Here is a 17,030-nt window from a genome sequence, read left to right as displayed (position 1 = left end):
CCGGGGGCGCGGGGCCGGGGTGCGCGGCTGGGGCGTGCGGCCGGGGTGTGGGCCCGGGGCGCGCGCCCCCGCGTACTCGCCCCGCGTACGGGCGCGGGCTCAGGCGCGGCGGCGTACGACGTAGGCCGCGCCCCGCTCGCGCTCCTCCGCGCCGACGTACTCCTGCCCCCGCGTCCAGCACCAGGCGGGGATGTCCACGGCCGCCACCTCGTCGTCCGACAGGACCGTCACGGTCCCGCCGACCCGCACCCGGCCGATGGCCTTGGCGAGCTCGATGACCGGCTGCGGGCAGCGCTCGCCCAGGGCGTCGACGGTCACCGCGCCGGCCGTCCCGCCCGCACCCTCCGCTGCGCCCGCCTCCGGCGCGCCCAGCTTCCGCCGTACGGAGGCCACCGCGCCGGGCAGCACCTGGAGGAACCGCTCCACCTCCGCCGCGTCGGTGCCCCACGGCAGCGACACCCGGACGTTGCCCTCGCTGACCACGCCCATCGCCTTGAGCACATGGCTCGGCGTGAGCGTGCTGCTGGTGCAGGAGGAGCCGGAGGACACGGAGAACCCGGCCCGGTCCAGCTCGTGCAGCAGCGTCTCCCCGTCGACGTAGAGACAGGAGAAGGTCACCAGGTGCGGCAGCCGCCGCGCCGGGTCGCCCACCACCTCCACGTCCGGCACCAGCGCGGGCACCCGCGCCCGGATGCGCTCCGTCAACTCCCGCAGCCGGGCCTCCTCCCCGGCCGCCTCGGCCCGCACGGCCCGCAGCGCCGCCGCGGCCGCCACGACCGCCGGGATGTTCTCGAACCCGGCCGACCGGCCCGACTCCCGCTCGTCGACCGGGCCTTGGGGCGCGAACCGCACCCCCTTGCGCACCACCAGGAACCCGACACCGGCAGGTCCGCCCCACTTGTGGGCGCTCGCCGTGAGCAGGGACCAGTCCCCCTCCACCGGCCCCCACGCCAGCGACTGCGCCGCGTCCACGAGCAGCGGTACCCCGGCCGCCCGGCACGCCGCCGCCACCTCGGCCACCGGCTGGCGGGTGCCGACCTCGTGGTTGGCGGACTGCAGGCAGGCCAGCGCGGTGTCGTCGCCCAGCGCGGCCGCGTACGCCGCGGCGTCCACCGCCCCGGCCCGGTCCACGCCCACCTCGGTCACCGTTCCACCGGCCCGCTCGTGCGCCGCCGCCGAATGGAGTACCGCGGAGTGCTCCACCGCGGACACCACCAGGTGCCGCCCCACCCGCCGCCGCCCGGCGAGCGCCCCGGCGATCCCGTCGTACAGGGCCCGGGTGCCGGAGGTGGTGAACACCAGCTCGTCCGGCCGGCACCCCACCGCCTCGGCGGCGGCCTCCCGCGCGGCGTCGAGCAGCATCCGCGCCCGCCGCCCCTCCCGGTACAACCGCGAGGGATCGGCCCACCCCTCCTCCAGGGAGGCCTGCAGCGCCTGCCGGGCAACGGGATGAAGAGGAGCGGAGGAAGCAACATCGAAGTAGGCCACCCCCAAACGCTAAGTGCCCCGAAGGGGCGCGGGGAACTGCGCGATCAATAGGAGCGCGCCCGCACCCGCCGAACACGGGGGCTTCCGGAGCCGGTGGGCGCCCCGATCCCCCGTCAGGACAAGCCCCGCGAGGGGCGACCGCCCCCCTTCGGAGTGACCCGCGGCGCGTTAGGCACCCTCCCCGCGCGACCCCAAATAGCGTCCAGTAGGGTTTGGTCCGCATAAACATCCAAACCCCTGCCCGACGCAGGGCGGCGACCGACCAGCGAGAAGGCCGCAGCCAACCGCGCGGGCGAGACTCTCGGGAAGGCGCTACGTGAGTCCCAACGGCTCCGACCGCTCGCCGCGGCGCCCGATGCGGCGGAAGCTGCTGCAGGCACTGACTGCGGGCCTGGTCCTGGTAACCGCCACCGGTTGCACATACAAGGACTTTCCCCGCCTGGGTATGCCGACCCCGGTCACGGAGGAGGCTCCGCGGATCCTCTCCCTCTGGCAGGGCTCGTGGGCGGCTGCGCTCGCCACGGGCGTGCTGGTCTGGGGCCTGATCCTGTGGAGCGTCATCTTCCACCGGCGCAGCCGCACCAAGGTGGAGGTACCGGCACAGACCCGTTACAACATGCCCATCGAGGCGCTGTACACGGTCGTCCCCCTGATCATCGTCTCGGTGCTGTTCTACTTCACCGCCCGTGACGAGTCGAAGCTCCTCGCGCTCGACGACAAGCCGAAGCACACCATCAACGTGGTCGGCTACCAGTGGAGCTGGGGCTTCAACTACATCGAGGACGTGCCGGGCTCCGACAAGGGCGACGCCAAGACGTCCAAGGACCTCGACGCCATTCCGGACCGCTTCCGGAAGGACTTCCCGGACAACGCGGGCGGCGTCTACGAGGTCGGCACGCCGGGCGAGCGGAACCCGCAGAACGGCAACCCCGGCCCCACCCTCTGGCTCCCCAAGGGCGAGAAGGTCCGCTTCGTCCTGACTTCGCGTGACGTCATCCACTCCTTCTGGGTGGTGCCGTTCCTGATGAAGCAGGACGTCATTCCGGGCCACACCAACGCGTTCGAGGTGACTCCCAACAAGGAGGGCACCTTCATGGGCAAGTGCGCCGAGCTGTGCGGCGTCGACCACTCCCGGATGCTCTTCAACGTCAAGGTCGTCTCTCCCGAGCGCTACCAGAAGCACCTCGAAGACCTCGCGAAGAAGAACCAGACCGGTTACATCCCGGCCGGCATCGAGCAGACGGACCGCGAGAAGAACCGGGAGACGAACCAACTGTGAGCATCCTCAACGAACCTCAGGGTGCCGCGGCAGCGGAAGACTCGTACGAGAACGAACTGCCGGTCAGGCGCAAGCAGCCCGGAAACGTCGTCGTCAAGTGGCTGACCACCACGGACCACAAGACGATCGGCACGCTGTATCTGGTCACGTCGTTCGCGTTCTTCTGCATCGGCGGCGTCATGGCGCTCTTCATGCGCGCCGAGCTCGCCCGTCCCGGCACGCAGATCATGTCGAACGAGCAGTTCAACCAGGCGTTCACGATGCACGGCACGATCATGCTGCTGATGTTCGCGACGCCGCTGTTCGCGGGCTTCGCGAACTGGATCATGCCGCTCCAGATCGGCGCCCCGGACGTCGCCTTCCCGCGGCTGAACATGTTCGCCTACTGGCTGTACCTGTTCGGCTCGCTCATCGCGGTCGGCGGCTTCCTCACCCCGAACGGCGCCGCGGACTTCGGCTGGTTCGCGTACTCGCCGCTCTCGGACGCCGTCCGGTCGCCGGGCATCGGCGCCGACATGTGGATCATGGGTCTGGCCTTCTCCGGCTTCGGCACGATCCTCGGCTCGGTCAACTTCATCACCACGATCATCTGCATGCGCGCCCCCGGCATGACGATGTTCCGCATGCCGATCTTCACCTGGAACGTGCTGCTGACCGGTGTGCTGGTCCTGCTCGCCTTCCCGGTCCTGGCCGCCGCGCTGTTCGCCCTGGAGGCGGACCGCAAGTTCGGTGCCCACATCTTCGACGCGGCCAACGGCGGCGCCCTGCTCTGGCAACACCTCTTCTGGTTCTTCGGCCATCCAGAGGTGTACATCATCGCCCTGCCATTCTTCGGAATCATTTCCGAAGTCATCCCGGTCTTCTCCCGTAAGCCGATGTTCGGCTACATGGGCCTGGTGGGCGCGACCATCGCCATCGCCGGTCTTTCCGTGACGGTGTGGGCGCACCACATGTACGTCACCGGCGGCGTGCTCCTGCCGTTCTTCTCCTTCATGACGTTCCTCATCGCGGTGCCGACCGGTGTGAAGTTCTTCAACTGGATCGGCACGATGTGGAAGGGCTCGCTGAGTTTCGAAACTCCGATGCTCTGGGCGATCGGCTTCCTGATCACCTTCACCTTCGGTGGTCTGACCGGCGTCATCCTGGCCTCGCCGCCGATGGACTTCCACGTCTCCGACTCGTACTTCGTGGTCGCGCACTTCCACTACGTCATCTTCGGCACCGTGGTGTTCGCGATGTTCTCCGGCTTCCACTTCTGGTGGCCGAAGTTCACCGGCAAGATGCTGGACGAGCGGCTCGGCAAGATCACCTTCTGGACGCTGTTCGTGGGCTTCCACGGCACGTTCCTGGTCCAGCACTGGCTGGGCGCCGAGGGCATGCCGCGCCGGTACGCGGACTACCTGGACGCCGACGGCTTCACCGCCCTGAACACGATCTCGACGATCGCCTCGTTCCTGCTCGGTCTGTCGATCCTGCCGTTCTTCTACAACGTGTGGAAGACCGCCAAGTACGGCAAGAAGATCGAGGTCGACGACCCGTGGGGCTACGGCCGCTCCCTGGAGTGGGCCACGTCCTGCCCGCCGCCGCGGCACAACTTCATCACCCTGCCGCGGATCCGCTCCGAATCCCCGGCGTTCGACCTGCACCACCCTGAGATCGCCGCGCTCGACCAGCTCGAGAACACCGGTGAGGGCGAGAAGGCCGCTCTCGCCGGCGGCAAGGAGGCCGGCAAGTGAAGATCCAGGGCAAGATGTTCATCTGGCTGAGCGTCTTCGTACTGATCATGGCCATCGTGTATGGCTGGTGGTCGAAGGAGCCCGCCGGAACCACCGCGCTCTTCCTGGCCTTCGGCCTGTGCATCATGATCGGCTACTACCTGGCCTTCACGGCCCGGCGGGTCGACGCCTCGGCACAGGACAACAAGGAGGCCGACGTCGCGGACGAGGCCGGCGAGGTGGGCTTCTTCAGCCCGCATAGCTGGCAGCCGCTGTCCCTGGCCGTCGGTGGCGCGCTCGCTTTCATGGGCGTCGTCTTCGGCTGGTGGCTGCTGTACTTCTCGGCCCCGATCATCCTGATCGGCCTGTGGGGCTGGGTCTTCGAGTACTACCGCGGCGAGAACCAGAACCAGTAGGGCGTCCCGTCGCACCCCCAGGGGCCCGGACACTCCGTCAGGAGCGTCCGGGCCCCTGGCCGTTGCCGGGGCCCGCGAGCCCCCGGCCGCCGTCCGGAGGGCGCCCGGGAGCCGCTCCGGTTCCGCCTTACGGGTGAACCCTCGGACGGGTCACCCGCCGCGCACGGCGTGTCGAACCTTCATACCGTGTGTTCATGAGCCACTCTCCGCGAATCCGCACGGTGCTGAGCTGCACCCTCCTGGTGGTCGCCCTCGGCGCGGGCACGACGGCCTGCGGGGACGGCGGCGGCGATCCGCTCTCGGTGGCGCCGTACGACGCGGCGTCCCAGGTGGCCTTCAACGGTCCCGGGGGCAGCGACCGGAAGGCCGATCCGGACAAGCCGCTGGAGGTCACCGCGCGCGGCCGCGACGGGCGCATCACGGACGTCACGGCCACCGACGCCACGGGCCGCTACGTGGCGGGCGAACTCTCCGCCGACGGCACCCGCTGGCGCAGCACGGCCCCGCTGGCGGCCGGGGCCCGCTACACGGTCCGGGTGAGCACGGAGGACGGCAAGGGCTCGCCCGGCCGCAAGGTCCTGACGTTCGACACCGCGGCGCCCAGTGCGAAGGAGCTCCTGAAGGTCACCCTGGGCCCGGCCGCGGGCAAGTACGGCGTCGGCCAGCCCGTCACCGCGAAGCTCGGCGCGCCCGTCAAGGACAAGAAGGCCAGGGCCGTCGTCGAGCGGGCGCTCAAGGTCCGCTCCGAGCCCGCGACGCAGGGCTCCTGGCACTGGGTGGACGACACGACGCTGCACTACCGCCCGAAGGAGTACTGGCCCGCCAACGCCACCGTCCACGTGCACAGCACGCTGGAGGGCGTCAAGGTCGCCGACCGGCTGCGGGGCGCCGCGGTCGCCCCGCTCCGGTTCACCACGGGCGACAAGATCGTGGCCGTCACGGACGCCGCCGCGCACTGGATGAAGGTCTACCGCAACGACAAGGAGATCCACTCCATGCCGGTCACCACCGGCAGGCCCGGCTACGCCACCAGGAACGGCATCAAGGTGGTCCTGGGCAAGGAGCACGTCGTCCGCATGACCAGCCGCAGCATCGGCGCCGCGGACTTCTACGACAAGATGGTGTACTACGCCACGCGCGTCACCGACAGCGGGGAGTACGTGCACGCCGCCCCCTGGTCGGCGGGCTCCCACGGCGTCGCCAACACCAGCCACGGCTGCACCGGCATGAGCACCGGCAACGCCGCCTGGTTCTTCCAGACCGTCCGCCCGGGCGACCTCGTCCAGGTCGTCAACAGCGCCGGCGCCGGCATGGACCACTTCGGCAACGGCTACGGCGACTGGAACGTCCCCTGGGCGGCCTGGCGCAAGGGCAGCGCCCTGCTCGCGGACCCGAGGACGGGCCGCGACGCCCCCGACCCGGCCCGCCTGCGCCCCCGGCCCGCGTAGCCGGGGGCCGCGTGGCCGGGGCCCGCTCGGCCAGGGGCCCGGCCGGGCTCTCAGGCGCTCAGGGCGGCCTTCCCGCGCAGCAGGGAGGCCAGGGCGGAGGCGAACTCCACCGGCTCCAGCGGCAGCGTCACGGCCGCCTCGGCGCGGCTCCAGGTGGCCAGCCAGGCGTCCTGCGGCCGGCCGATGAGCAGCAGCACGGGCGGGGCCTGGAAGACCTCGTCCTTGATCTGCCGGCACACGCCCATGCCCCCGGCGGGCGCGGCCTCCCCGTCGAGCACGCAGACGTCGATGCCGCCCTGCCGCAGCTCCTTCAGGACCGCGGGGAGCGTGGCGCACTCGACGAACTCGACGGGCGGAACATCAGCAGCGGGCCTGCGCCCGGCCGCCAACCGGACCTGTTCGCGGGTGTCGGCGTCATCGCTGTAGATCAACACCGTGGCGGTCGGCTGCATGGTTCCTCCGCATCGTCGAGGGATCTCGCGCGGATGCTACTCCTCCCGACACCTCGTCAACACCGGTTGGGACAGCGCCGCGATGGGCCATACGGGCAGGACACACGCACCAGACACTCCGAACGGCACCCCCCGGGGTGAGGGCGGGATAAGCGACCGACATAATGTCGGTCGTGGCGACAGCAACGACAGTAGACACCGGGCACGCGCACCCGCCGGTCAATCGACCGAACCTCACCAGCGTCGGAACCATCATCTGGTTGAGTTCCGAGCTGATGTTCTTCGCGGCCCTCTTCGCGATGTACTTCACCCTGCGATCGGTGACGGGTCCCGACCACTGGAAGGAAATGGCGGACAGCCTGAACTTCCCGTTCTCGGCGACCAACACCACGATCCTGGTGCTTTCCTCCCTCACCTGCCAGCTCGGCGTGTTCGCGGCCGAGCGCGGTGACGTGAAGAAGCTCCGGATGTGGTTCATCGTCACCTTCATCATGGGTGCGATCTTCATCGGCGGCCAGGTCTTCGAGTACACCGAGCTGGTCAAGCACGAGGGCCTTTCGCTCTCGTCCGACCCGTACGGCTCGGTCTTCTACCTGACCACCGGCTTCCACGGACTGCATGTGACGGGTGGCCTCATCGCCTTCCTGCTGGTCCTCGGCCGTACGTACGCGGCCAGAAGGTTCACCCACGAGCAGGCGACCGCCGCCATCGTCGTGTCCTACTACTGGCACTTCGTCGATGTCGTCTGGATCGGCCTCTTCGCCACGATCTACATGATCAAGTAAGTCGGCGCCGGGGCGCGGCGCCTCCGGGCCGCCGGGCGCACCCGACGTATCGACACAGTCCAGAAGCATCGACGCAGAAGATCCTGACACCGGGGTAATCCGTGAAAAAGCTCTCCGCACGACGACGCCATCCGCTGGCGGCGGTCGTCGTCCTACTCCTCGCGCTGGCGGCCACCGGGGGGCTGTACGCCGCGTTCGCGCCGGCGGACAAGGCGCAGGCCGACGAAACCGCTCAGTCCCTCGCCATCGACGAGGGCAAGAAGCTCTATGCCGTGGGCTGCTCAAGCTGCCACGGAACCGGCGGTCAGGGCACGTCCGACGGCCCGAGCCTGGTGGGTGTGGGCGCCGCCGCTGTCGACTTCCAGGTCGGCACCGGCCGGATGCCGCTGCAGCAGCAGGGCGCCCAGGCGCCGAAGAAGAAGGTCATCTACACCCAGGCGCAGATCGACCAGCTCGCGGCCTACGTGGCCTCGCTCGGCGCCGGTCCCTCCGTGCCGACCGACAAGCAGGTCGACCCGAAGGGCGCCGACATCGCCAAGGGCGGCGAGCTCTTCCGCACCAACTGTGCCCAGTGCCACAACTTCACCGGTGAGGGTGGCGCGCTGACCCACGGCAAGTACGCGCCGAGCCTGGAAGGCGTCAGCAAGAAGCACATCTACGAGGCCATGCAGACCGGCCCGCAGAACATGCCGTCCTTCCCCGACACGACGATGCCGGAGAAGAACAAGAAGGACATCATCGCGTACCTCGACGCGGTCAACAGCGAGAAGACCGAGAGCCCCGGTGGTCTCAAGCTGGGCGGTCTCGGACCGGTCAGTGAGGGCCTCTTCGCCTGGATCTTCGGCCTCGGCGCGCTGATCGCGGTCGCCGTGTGGGTCGCCGCCCGGACCGCAAAGGCCAAGAAGTCATGAGTAGCCAAGAAACCCCAGAAGAGAACCTGCCCAGCGAGCAGGAGTCCGCGCACGGCGCGGTAGCCGTGGCCAAGACCGGGGAGCACGCCGACCCGTTCGCGGACCCGGGCCTGCCGCCGCACGAGCACCGCGTCCAGGACATCGACGAGAAGGCCGCCCGGCGCTCCGAGCGCACGGTCGCCCTGCTGTTCACGGTGTCGATGCTGTCGACGATCGGCTTCATCGCCTCGTTCGTGGCGTTCCCGGTCGACAAGAGCGTCTACCTGTGGCCCATCGGGCACATCAGCGCGCTGAACTTCGCGCTCGGCATGACCCTCGGCCTCGCCCTGTTCTGCATCGGCGCGGGCGCGGTCCACTGGGCCCGCACCCTGATGTCCGACGTCGAGGTCGCCGACGAGCGGCACCCGATCGAGGCCGAGCCCGAGGTCAAGGCCAAGGTGCTCGCGGACTTCGCGCAGGGCGCGAAGGAGTCCCAGCTCGGCCGGCGCAAGCTGATCCGCAACACGATGTTCGGCGCGCTGTCCCTGGTCCCGCTCTCCGGCGTCGTCCTGCTGCGTGACCTCGGTCCGCTGCCCGAGGACAAGCTGCGGCACACGCTGTGGGCCAAGGGCAAGCTGCTCGTGAACATGAACACGAACGAGCCGCTGCGTCCCTCGGACGTCGCCGTCGGTTCGCTCACCTTCGCCAAGCCCGAGGGCCTGGAGGAGCACGACCACGACTTCCAGACCCAGATCGCCAAGGCCGCCCTGATGATCGTCCGGCTCCAGCCCGACGACATCAAGGACAAGCGCGAGCTGGCGTGGTCGCACGAGGGCATCGTCGCGTACTCCAAGATCTGCACCCACGTGGGCTGCCCGATCTCCCTGTACGAGCAGCAGACGCACCACGTCCTCTGCCCGTGCCACCAGTCCACCTTCGACCTCTCCGACGGTGCCCGAGTGATCTTCGGCCCGGCCGGTCACGCCCTGCCGCAGCTACGCATCGGCGTGAACGACGAGGGCTACCTCGAGGCGCTCGGCGACTTCGAAGAGCCCGTCGGTCCTGCCTTCTGGGAGCGCGGATGAGCACCGAAACGACGTCAGCCACCACGGCTGCCGACCACCGCAAGAAAGCGCCCGCCGGTGAGCGGGTCGCCGACTGGGCCGACGGCCGCCTCGGGATCTACTCCCTGGCCAAGGCCAACATGCGCAAGATCTTCCCGGACCACTGGTCCTTCATGCTGGGTGAGATCTGCCTCTACAGCTTCATCATCATCATCCTCACGGGTGTGTACCTGACGCTGTTCTTCCACCCGTCGATGAACGAGGTGGAGTACCACGGCAGCTACGTCCCGCTGCAGGGACAGCTCATGTCCGAGGCGTTCAACTCGACCATGCACATCTCCTTCGATGTGCGCGGTGGTCTGCTGATCCGGCAGATCCACCACTGGGCGGCGCTGATCTTCCTCGCCGGCATGTTCGTGCACATGATGCGCGTGTTCTTCACCGGTGCGTTCCGCAAGCCGCGTGAGGTCAACTGGCTGTTCGGCTTCCTGCTGTTCGTCCTCGGCATGTTCACCGGCTTCACCGGTTACTCGCTCCCCGACGACCTGCTCTCCGGCACCGGTGTCCGCTTCATGCAGGGCGCGATCCTGTCCGTGCCGATCGTCGGCACGTACCTGTCGATGTTCCTGTTCGGCGGCGAGTTCCCCGGCGGCGACTTCGTGGCCCGGTTCTACTCGGTCCACATCCTGCTGCTGCCGGGCATCATGCTCGGCCTCGTGGTGGCGCACCTGATCCTGGTCTTCTACCACAAGCACACGCAGTTCGCGGGCCCCGGCAAGACCAACAAGAACGTCGTCGGCATGCCGCTGCTCCCGGTCTACATGGCCAAGGCCGGAGGCTTCTTCTTCCTGGTCTTCGGTGTCATCGCGGCCATCGCGGCGGTCGCCTCGATCAACCCGATCTGGGCGCTCGGTCCGTACCGCCCGGACCAGGTGTCCACCGGCGCCCAGCCCGACTGGTACATGGGCTTCGCCGAGGGCCTGATCCGTGTCATGCCGGGCTGGGAGATCAACCTCTGGGGCCACACGCTCGTCCTGGGCGTCTTCATCCCGCTGGTGATCTTCCCGCTGGTCCTCGCGGCCATCGCCGTCTACCCGTTCATCGAGTCCTGGGTCACCGGCGACAAGCGCGAGCACCACATCCTGGACCGCCCGCGCAACGCCCCGACCCGCACCGCCTTCGGTGTCGCCTGGGTGACCGCGTACATGATCATGCTGGTGGGTGGTGGCAACGACCTGTGGGCCACGCACTTCCACCTGTCGATCAACGCCATCACCTGGTTCGTCCGGATCTTCTTCTTCGTCGGACCGGTCATCGCGTTCATCGTCACCAAGCGGATCTGCCTGGGCCTCCAGCGCCGCGACCGCGACAAGGTGCTGCACGGCCGCGAGTCGGGCATCATCAAGCGCCTGCCGCACGGTGAGTTCGTCGAGGTGCACGAGCCGCTCGACCAGGAGCAGCTCCACACCCTCACGGCGCACGAGCAGTACAAGCCGCTGGAGATCGGTCCGTCGGTCGACGAGAACGGCGTCCAGCGCAAGGTGAAGGGTTCGCAGAAGCTGCGGGCGAAGCTGTCCAAGAACATGTACGGCGAGGACAGCCAGATCCCGAAGCCCACCGCCGAGGAGTACAAGGAGATCACGAGCGGCCACGGCCACCACTGATCGCCGGAACCACCGGCACCCAGACCCGTAGAGGTCGCCACAGCGAGAGCCCCGTCCACGCATCGGACGGGGCTCTTCGCCGTCCCCGGGCTGGATAGGGTGGGACCGCGCCCCACCGGTGGGGCCCTTCTCCCGTACGGACGAACTCAGGAGCGGCTATGAGCGCTGTGACCCCCGCTGGAGGCGACACCGCGGCGGGCCGTTCCTGGCCCGACGTACTGAACGGCCTCCTTGACGGCCGCGACCAGAGCGCCGACGACACGGCCTGGGCGATGGACCGCATCATGCGCGGCGAGGCGACCGACGCGCAGATCGCGGGCTTCGCCGTCGCGCTGCGCGCCAAGGGCGAGACGGTCGCGGAGATCTCCGGCCTGGTGCGCGCGATGTACGAGCACGCCCACGTCATCGACGTGCCGGGGCCGAGCGTCGACATCGTCGGCACCGGCGGCGACGGCGCCAAGACCGTCAACATCTCGACCATGTCCGCGATCGTCGTCGCCGGGACCGGCGCCAAGGTCGTCAAGCACGGCAACCGCGCGGCGTCCAGCGCGTCCGGCGCCTCCGACGTCCTGGAGAAGCTCGGCGTCAACCTGGAGCTGACCCCGGAGCGGGTGCGGGAGGTCGCGGACGAGGCCGGCATCACCTTCTGCTTCGCCGTCAAGTTCCACCCGGCGCTGCGCCATGTGGCGCCCGCCCGGCGCGAGCTGGGCATCCGCACGACCTTCAACTTCCTGGGCCCGCTGACCAACCCGGCCAAGGTGCGCGCCCAGGCCACCGGCGTCGCCGACGCGCGGATGGCGCCGATCCTCGCCGGCGTCCTCGCCGAGCGCGGCTCGTCGGCGCTCGTCTTCCGCGGCGACGACGGCCTGGACGAGCTCACCACGACCGCCACCTCCCGGGTCTGGGTGGTGCGGGACGGGCAGGTCCGCGAGGAGGCCTTCGACCCGCGCGACGTCGGCATCGACCTGGTGCCCGTCGAGGCGCTGCGGGGCGCCGACGCCTCGTACAACGCGGAGGTCGCCCGGCGGCTCCTGGACGGCGAGACCGGCCCCGTGCGGGACGCGGTCCTGCTGAACGCCGCGGCGGCGCTCGTCGCCCTGGAGCCGGGCGAGGGCCCGCTCGCGGAGCAGCTCCGCGCGGGCATGGCGAAGGCGGCCGAGTCCATCGACTCCGGCGCGGCCAAGGCGGCGCTGGCGCGCTGGGCAGCCGCCAGCAACGCCTGAGCCCCGCCCGTAAGGGGCGCGGGGAACTGTGCGCTCAGCGCGCGACATGCCGCAGACGCGTCTGCTGAGATCTCGGCAGACGCGTCTGCGGCTGTGCGGGGGCTGGTCGCGCAGTTCCCCGCGCCCCTTACGGGCTGACGCGGCTCGCCGGTCCGGATCGTGGACGGGTGTTGCGCCCGCATGATCGTGTGGCAAGATGCTGCGCAGGTCATGAGTGACAGCGACTACGGCCCCGGCCCGCTGTCCGGCAACCCTCCGTCCGTGGCGGGGTGCCCCGGGTGAAGACCAGGCGGTGGACAGCAAGGTCCACCGCAAGCGCGGACCCCTCGCAACCCTGGGGTCCTGGTCCTCAAGGGAGCAGTCTCGTGAGCAAGCGAATGCGCTAGGGCCTCGTCGCCCCTCTTCCGCGCACCCTTTTCCCCCTTCGTCACTGCGCCGCGCCGGCGGCCGACGCCGCCCGCCCGCGCAGTGAACTCGCCTGCCTCGTACGGGAGTTCGCCATGTCCGCACGCCCTGCCGCCACCGCCGCCGCCACGACCGCCACCGCCGACCCCTGCTGCGCCGCCCCGCTGCCGGTGCTCGGCCGGGACGTCACCGTCCCCCTCGTCACCGGCGGCGAGGTGACGTACGCCGCGCTCGACTACGCGGCCAGCGCGCCCGCGCTCCAGCGGGTCTGGGACGACGTGGCCGCGTACGCGCCGTACTACGGCAGCGTGCACCGCGGGGCCGGGTACCTGTCGCAGCTCTCCACCGACCTGTTCGAGAACTCCCGCGCCGCCGTGGCCGCGTTCCTCGGCTGCCGCGAGGACGACCAGGTGGTCTTCACGCGGTCCACCACGGACTCGCTGAACCTGCTGGCAGCGGCCCTCCCCGCCGACTGCCAGGTCTTCGTCTTCGAGACCGAGCACCACGCCTCGCTGCTGCCGTGGCGCGACGCGCGCGTCACCTACCTGGACGCGCCGCGCACGCCCGACGAGGCCGTGCGGAACCTGGAGCGGGCCCTCGCCGCCCGCGACCCCCACGGGCCCGCCCTGGTCTGCGTGACCGGCGCCTCGAACGTCACCGGCGAGCTGTGGCCGGTGCGCGAACTCGCCGCCGCCGCGCATGCGCACGGCGCCCGCATCGTCCTCGACGCCGCGCAGCTCGCGCCCCACCACCCCGTGGACATCGCCGCGTCGGACGTCGACTGGGTCGCCTTCTCCGGGCACAAGCTGTACGCGCCCTTCGGCTCCGGGGTGCTCGCCGGGCGGGCCGACTGGCTGCGGGCCGCCGAGCCCTACCTGGCCGGTGGCGGCGCCTCGCGGGCGGTGGCGCGCCGCGCCGACGGGGGAGTGGACGTGGAGTGGCACGAGACCGCCGCGCGGCACGAGGCCGGTTCGCCGAACGTCATCGGGGCCTACGCCGTCGCCTCCGCCTGCAAGGCGCTGACCGAGGCGGGCTTCGAGTCGCTGGTCGCGCGTGAGCGGCACCTGATCGAGAAGGTGCGCGCGGGGCTCGCGGAGGTGCCCGAGGTGCGGGTGCTCTCGCTGTTCGGGGACGACGCGCCCCGGGTGGGGGTGCTCTCGTTCGTGGTGGACGGCTGGAACAGCTCGCACTTCGCCGCCGCGCTCTCCGCCGAGTACGGCATCGGCGTCCGCGACGGCCTGTTCTGCGCCCACCCCCTGGTGCGGACGCTCCTCGGCGGCGCGCCCGACGAGCCCGGCGAGTGCGGCGCCCCGGAGGCCGCGCCCGGCGAGCGGTCGCTGAACGCGATCCGGGTGAGCTTCGGCGCGGGCACCCCCGACGAGCACGTCGAGCGGTTCGTCCGCGCCGTCAGGGAGCTGGTCCGCGACGGCGCGCGGTGGAGCTACCGCACCGTGGACGGGCGCTGCGTGCCCGACACCGGCGCGGACACCTCCGCGGCCACCGGTGCCGACACTTCCACGGCCACCGGAGCCGGCACCTCCCCGGCGACTGGTGCCGACACCGCGGCGGCCACCGCCGCCTGATCCGGCAGGCGCGAGCCGAGCACGATCATCCGCAGGGCCCGCTCGGTGGCGTCGGTGAGGAACTCGGCGCCCCGGCCCAGCGCCTCGGTGAGCGTCACCGGGGCGGGCAGGATCGCGCTGTAGGCGTCCACGCCCGCGGCCCGCACCAGGTGCGCGCCCTCGCCGATGGTGCCCGCGAGCGCCAGTACGGGCCGCCCGGACCGCTTGGCGCGGCGGGCCACCTCGGCCGGGACCTTGCCGCGCGGCGTCTGGTGGTCCAGGGCGCCCTCGGCGGTGACGACCAGGTCGGCGCGGGCAAGCCGGGCGTCCAGGTCGACGTGGTCGAGCAGCACGTCGAAGCGGGGCAGCAGCCGGGCGCCGACCGCGGCGAGGCCCGCGCCGAGGCCGCCGGAGGCGCCGGTGCCGGGCCCGAGGCGGAGGTCGGCGGTGACGCCGAGGTCGCGGGTGACGACGTAGGCCCAGCGCTCCAGGCCCGCGGCCAGCTCCTCCACCTGGGCGGGGGTCGCGCCCTTCTGGGGGCCGAACACCCGGGCCACGCCGCGCTCGCCGCACAGCACGTTGTGCGGGTTGCAGGCCACGACCAGCTCGGTGCGGGCCAGGCGCGGGTCGAGGCCGGTGGCGTCGACGCGGTGCAGGCGCGGCAGCTCCCGGCCGCCGCGCGGCAGTTCCCAGCCGTCGGCGTCCAGGAGCCGGACGCCCAGGGCCTGGAGCGCGCCCGCGCCGCCGTCGGACGTCCCCGAGTCGCCGCAGCCGACCAGGACGCGGCGCGCGCCCGCGTCGAGCGCGGCGCGGATCAGCTCGCCCACGCCGTACGTCGTGGTGGCCCCCGGGTCGCGCAGGTCGCGCGGCACCAGGCGCAGGCCGGCGGCGGCCGCCAGGTCCACCACGGCGGTGCCCCGGCCGAGGAGCGCGAAGTGGGTGCCGATGCGCTCGCCGAGCGGGCCGGTCGCGGGCAGCGCCACGAGCCGCCCGCCGCTCGCCGCGGCGAGGGCCTGCGCGGTGCCCTCGCCGCCGTCCACGAGCGGGATCAGGTCGGTCGTGGCGTCGGGCAGGACGCGGTGGACGCCGCGGGCGATGGCCTCGGCGGCGGACTGGGCGGACAGCGACTCCTTGAAGCCGCTCGGGGCGATGGCGACACGGGACAGCGACGGCATGGACGTACTCCTCGAAACGGTGGGGCGGCGGGGCGCGGTCAGCGGGTGACCGGCACGCCGAGCAGGGGCCAGACGGCCAGGGCGAACAGCAGGACGAGCGCGGCCGTCAGCGGGGCCAGGACGGCCGAGAGCCGCAGCAGGTCGCGGGCGGTGTAGGTGGGCACCCCGGGCACCTCGGCGTAGAGCGTCACCGGCTTCGCGGAGGCGGGCAGGGTGTGGCAGAACCCGGCGGCGGCCGTGGACGCCAGGGCCGCGGCGACGGGGTTGACGCCCGCGCCCAGGGCGGCGGCCACCACCAGCGGCACGAGGACGGAGGAGCGGGCCGAACGGGACTGGAGCACCAGGTGGGCCGCCGTGCTGACCGCCACGACGACGGCGAGGAAGAGCCACGGCGACAGGCCGGCGGGCAGTCCCGACACGAGCCACGCGGCCGCGCCGGACTCCGCGAGCGCCACCCCCATCGCCATCGTCGCCGCCATGAACAGCAGCAGCGACCACGGCACGGTGGTCAGGGCGTCCTTGAGGCGGACGGTGCCGAGCGCGGGGGACGCGGCGACGACCGCGCCGATCAGCGCGACCACGGCGGGCGGCACGTGGTGCAGCGGCTCGCTGCACCACAGGGCGACGACCGTGGCGAGCAGCAGCGCGCAGCGCGCCTCCGCGGGCCCCCAGGGGCCGGTCACCGGCTGCGCGCTGTGCTCCTGTATCCGCTCCACCGTGAGGGCCACCGGCCCCCGGCGGTCGGCACGGCGCGTCGTCGTCAGGAGCACGGCCTCGGCCGCGAGGTGGGACGACACGACGGCCAGCGGCAGGCCGAGCAGCAGCCACCGCGCGAAGCCGACCTCGTCCCCGGTGCTCTCCCACAGGACGGACACCGTGATCAGATGCGCTCCCGCGCCGATCAGGGTCGCCACCGCGGACAGCAGGATGACGGTCGGGAAGAGCAGCGCGAGCATCACGACCAGCCGCCCGCGGTCGGCAAGCGCCTTGGCGAGGGCGAGGAAGACGGGCAGTGCCAGCGCGGCCCTGCCCGACGTGGCGGGCACCGCGAACGCCGTCACCACGAGCGCGGCCGTCGTCAGGTGCGTCAACTGCCGTACGGTACGCGCCCCGCTGACCAGGAACGCCGCGGCGCGCCCGGCGAGCCCGCTGCGCGCCACCGCGGCGGCGAGCACGAACGCGCAGATCAGCAGCCACACCGTCGCGTCGCCCAGGGTGCCGAAGAGGGTGTCGCTGCTGATGACGCCGGTGGCGGTGAGGGCGAGGCCCGCGCCGAGCGCGATGTAGGTGTCGTCGATCGACGTGCCGATCCAGGCGCAGGTGGCGAACGCGAACACGCCGAGGGTGAGGCGGGCGTCGCCGCCGAGGCCGGGGAAGGTGCCGGGGACGGCGAGGGGTGCGCACAGGCTCAGGGCCAGGCACAGCAGGAGCAGGTGGCGCGGGGTCGCTGTCACGCGCTCCAGC

13 protein-coding genes, 1 pseudogene and 1 riboswitch are annotated in these 17,030 nt (G+C 71.4%); of the genes and pseudogenes, 10 read left to right on the top strand and 4 right to left on the bottom strand.

What is annotated here, in order from left to right:
* Positions 1 to 99: 99 nt before the first annotated feature.
* A complete protein-coding gene (locus IE330_RS10295) occupies positions 100 to 1,488 on the bottom strand; it encodes a cysteine desulfurase/sulfurtransferase TusA family protein (RefSeq protein WP_190135600.1) in 1,389 nt (462 codons plus the stop codon).
* 316 nt (positions 1,489 to 1,804) lie between these two features.
* On the opposite strand from IE330_RS10295, the gene ctaC reads away from it, so the two are divergent.
* From ctaC to IE330_RS10275, 4 genes are all read left to right on the top strand, one after another.
* Positions 1,805 to 2,767 carry an aa3-type cytochrome oxidase subunit II gene (gene ctaC / locus IE330_RS10290; RefSeq protein ID WP_190135599.1) on the top strand — a complete coding sequence of 321 codons (963 nt, stop codon included), beginning with the start codon at positions 1,805 to 1,807 and terminating at the stop codon, positions 2,765 to 2,767.
* Positions 2,764 to 4,503: an aa3-type cytochrome oxidase subunit I gene (ctaD, locus tag IE330_RS10285; protein ID WP_190135598.1), complete on the top strand. Its 1,740-nt coding sequence runs from the start codon at positions 2,764 to 2,766 to the stop codon at positions 4,501 to 4,503. Before ctaC ends, ctaD begins: the two co-directional genes overlap by 4 nt.
* Complete coding sequence (locus IE330_RS10280) at positions 4,500 to 4,898, top strand: cytochrome c oxidase subunit 4 (protein WP_190135597.1); 399 nt, start codon at positions 4,500 to 4,502, stop codon at positions 4,896 to 4,898. Before ctaD ends, IE330_RS10280 begins: the two co-directional genes overlap by 4 nt.
* Before the next feature lie 194 nt (positions 4,899 to 5,092).
* Positions 5,093 to 6,346 (top strand): L,D-transpeptidase, encoded by a 1,254-nt coding sequence (locus IE330_RS10275; protein WP_190135596.1) that lies wholly within the window; start codon positions 5,093 to 5,095, stop codon positions 6,344 to 6,346.
* Between the two features lie 50 nt (positions 6,347 to 6,396).
* On the opposite strand, the gene IE330_RS10270 is transcribed toward IE330_RS10275, so the two are convergent.
* The gene (locus IE330_RS10270; protein WP_190135595.1) at positions 6,397 to 6,798 is read right to left on the bottom strand and encodes a DNA-binding transcriptional response regulator; all 402 of its coding nucleotides are present in this window, start codon (positions 6,796 to 6,798) and stop codon (positions 6,397 to 6,399) included.
* A 164-nt stretch (positions 6,799 to 6,962) separates the two neighbouring features.
* Here IE330_RS10270 and ctaE point away from each other — a divergent pair, with 164 nt between their 5' ends.
* The 6 genes and pseudogenes from ctaE to IE330_RS10240 form a co-directional block, all read left to right on the top strand.
* On the top strand, positions 6,963 to 7,583 hold the full coding sequence (ctaE, locus tag IE330_RS10265) for an aa3-type cytochrome oxidase subunit III (RefSeq protein WP_190135594.1): 621 nt from the start codon (positions 6,963 to 6,965) through the stop codon (positions 7,581 to 7,583).
* 101 nt (positions 7,584 to 7,684) lie between these two features.
* Positions 7,685 to 8,494, top strand: a complete 810-nt coding sequence (gene qcrC / locus IE330_RS10260) for a cytochrome bc1 complex diheme cytochrome c subunit (RefSeq protein ID WP_190135593.1) — start codon at positions 7,685 to 7,687, stop codon at positions 8,492 to 8,494.
* Positions 8,491 to 9,558: a cytochrome bc1 complex Rieske iron-sulfur subunit gene (gene qcrA, locus IE330_RS10255; RefSeq protein WP_190135592.1), complete on the top strand. Its 1,068-nt coding sequence runs from the start codon at positions 8,491 to 8,493 to the stop codon at positions 9,556 to 9,558. Before qcrC ends, qcrA begins: the two co-directional genes overlap by 4 nt.
* On the top strand, positions 9,555 to 11,201 hold the full coding sequence (gene qcrB / locus IE330_RS10250; RefSeq protein WP_190135591.1) for a cytochrome bc1 complex cytochrome b subunit: 1,647 nt from the start codon (positions 9,555 to 9,557) through the stop codon (positions 11,199 to 11,201). The genes qcrA and qcrB overlap by 4 nt, the downstream gene beginning before the upstream one ends.
* A gap of 158 nt (positions 11,202 to 11,359) precedes the next feature.
* Positions 11,360 to 12,424 (top strand): anthranilate phosphoribosyltransferase, encoded by a 1,065-nt coding sequence (gene trpD, locus IE330_RS10245; RefSeq protein ID WP_190135590.1) that lies wholly within the window; start codon positions 11,360 to 11,362, stop codon positions 12,422 to 12,424.
* A gap of 206 nt (positions 12,425 to 12,630) precedes the next feature.
* A riboswitch (SAM riboswitch) is annotated at positions 12,631 to 12,748 on the top strand.
* A gap of 176 nt (positions 12,749 to 12,924) precedes the next feature.
* Positions 12,925 to 14,310: pseudogene (locus tag IE330_RS10240) on the top strand (aminotransferase class V-fold PLP-dependent enzyme); the annotation flags it as partial.
* Here IE330_RS10240 and IE330_RS10235 read toward each other — a convergent pair.
* Positions 14,271 to 15,566, bottom strand: a complete 1,296-nt coding sequence (locus tag IE330_RS10235) for a glycerate kinase family protein (RefSeq protein ID WP_229925532.1) — start codon at positions 15,564 to 15,566, stop codon at positions 14,271 to 14,273. The pseudogene IE330_RS10240 and the gene IE330_RS10235 sit on opposite strands and share 40 nt — an antisense overlap.
* 38 nt (positions 15,567 to 15,604) lie before the next feature.
* Positions 15,605 to 17,020, bottom strand: a complete 1,416-nt coding sequence (locus tag IE330_RS10230; RefSeq protein WP_190135588.1) for an SLC13 family permease — start codon at positions 17,018 to 17,020, stop codon at positions 15,605 to 15,607.
* Between the last annotated feature and the right edge of the window lie 10 nt (positions 17,021 to 17,030).

Source organism: Streptomyces longispororuber (assembly GCF_014656095.1).
Lineage (GTDB): Bacteria > Actinomycetota > Actinomycetes > Streptomycetales > Streptomycetaceae > Streptomyces > Streptomyces longispororuber.
The sequence above is the reverse complement of the archived record's forward strand: the minus strand, read 5'-3'. Positions and strand labels throughout refer to the sequence as shown.

Bases quoted from the DNA above. Each gene is read 5' to 3' on its own strand.
- IE330_RS10270 (WP_190135595.1), bottom strand. From the start codon at position 6,798: ATGCAGCCGACCGCCACGGTGTTGATCTACAGCGATGACGCCGACACC.
- trpD (WP_190135590.1), top strand. From the start codon at position 11,360: ATGAGCGCTGTGACCCCCGCTGGAGGCGACACCGCGGCGGGCCGTTCC.
- IE330_RS10275 (WP_190135596.1), top strand. From the start codon at position 5,093: ATGAGCCACTCTCCGCGAATCCGCACGGTGCTGAGCTGCACCCTCCTG.
- IE330_RS10235 (WP_229925532.1), bottom strand. From the start codon at position 15,566: ATGCCGTCGCTGTCCCGTGTCGCCATCGCCCCGAGCGGCTTCAAGGAG.
- qcrB (WP_190135591.1), top strand. From the start codon at position 9,555: ATGAGCACCGAAACGACGTCAGCCACCACGGCTGCCGACCACCGCAAG.
- qcrA (WP_190135592.1), top strand. From the start codon at position 8,491: ATGAGTAGCCAAGAAACCCCAGAAGAGAACCTGCCCAGCGAGCAGGAG.
- ctaE (WP_190135594.1), top strand. From the start codon at position 6,963: ATGTCGGTCGTGGCGACAGCAACGACAGTAGACACCGGGCACGCGCAC.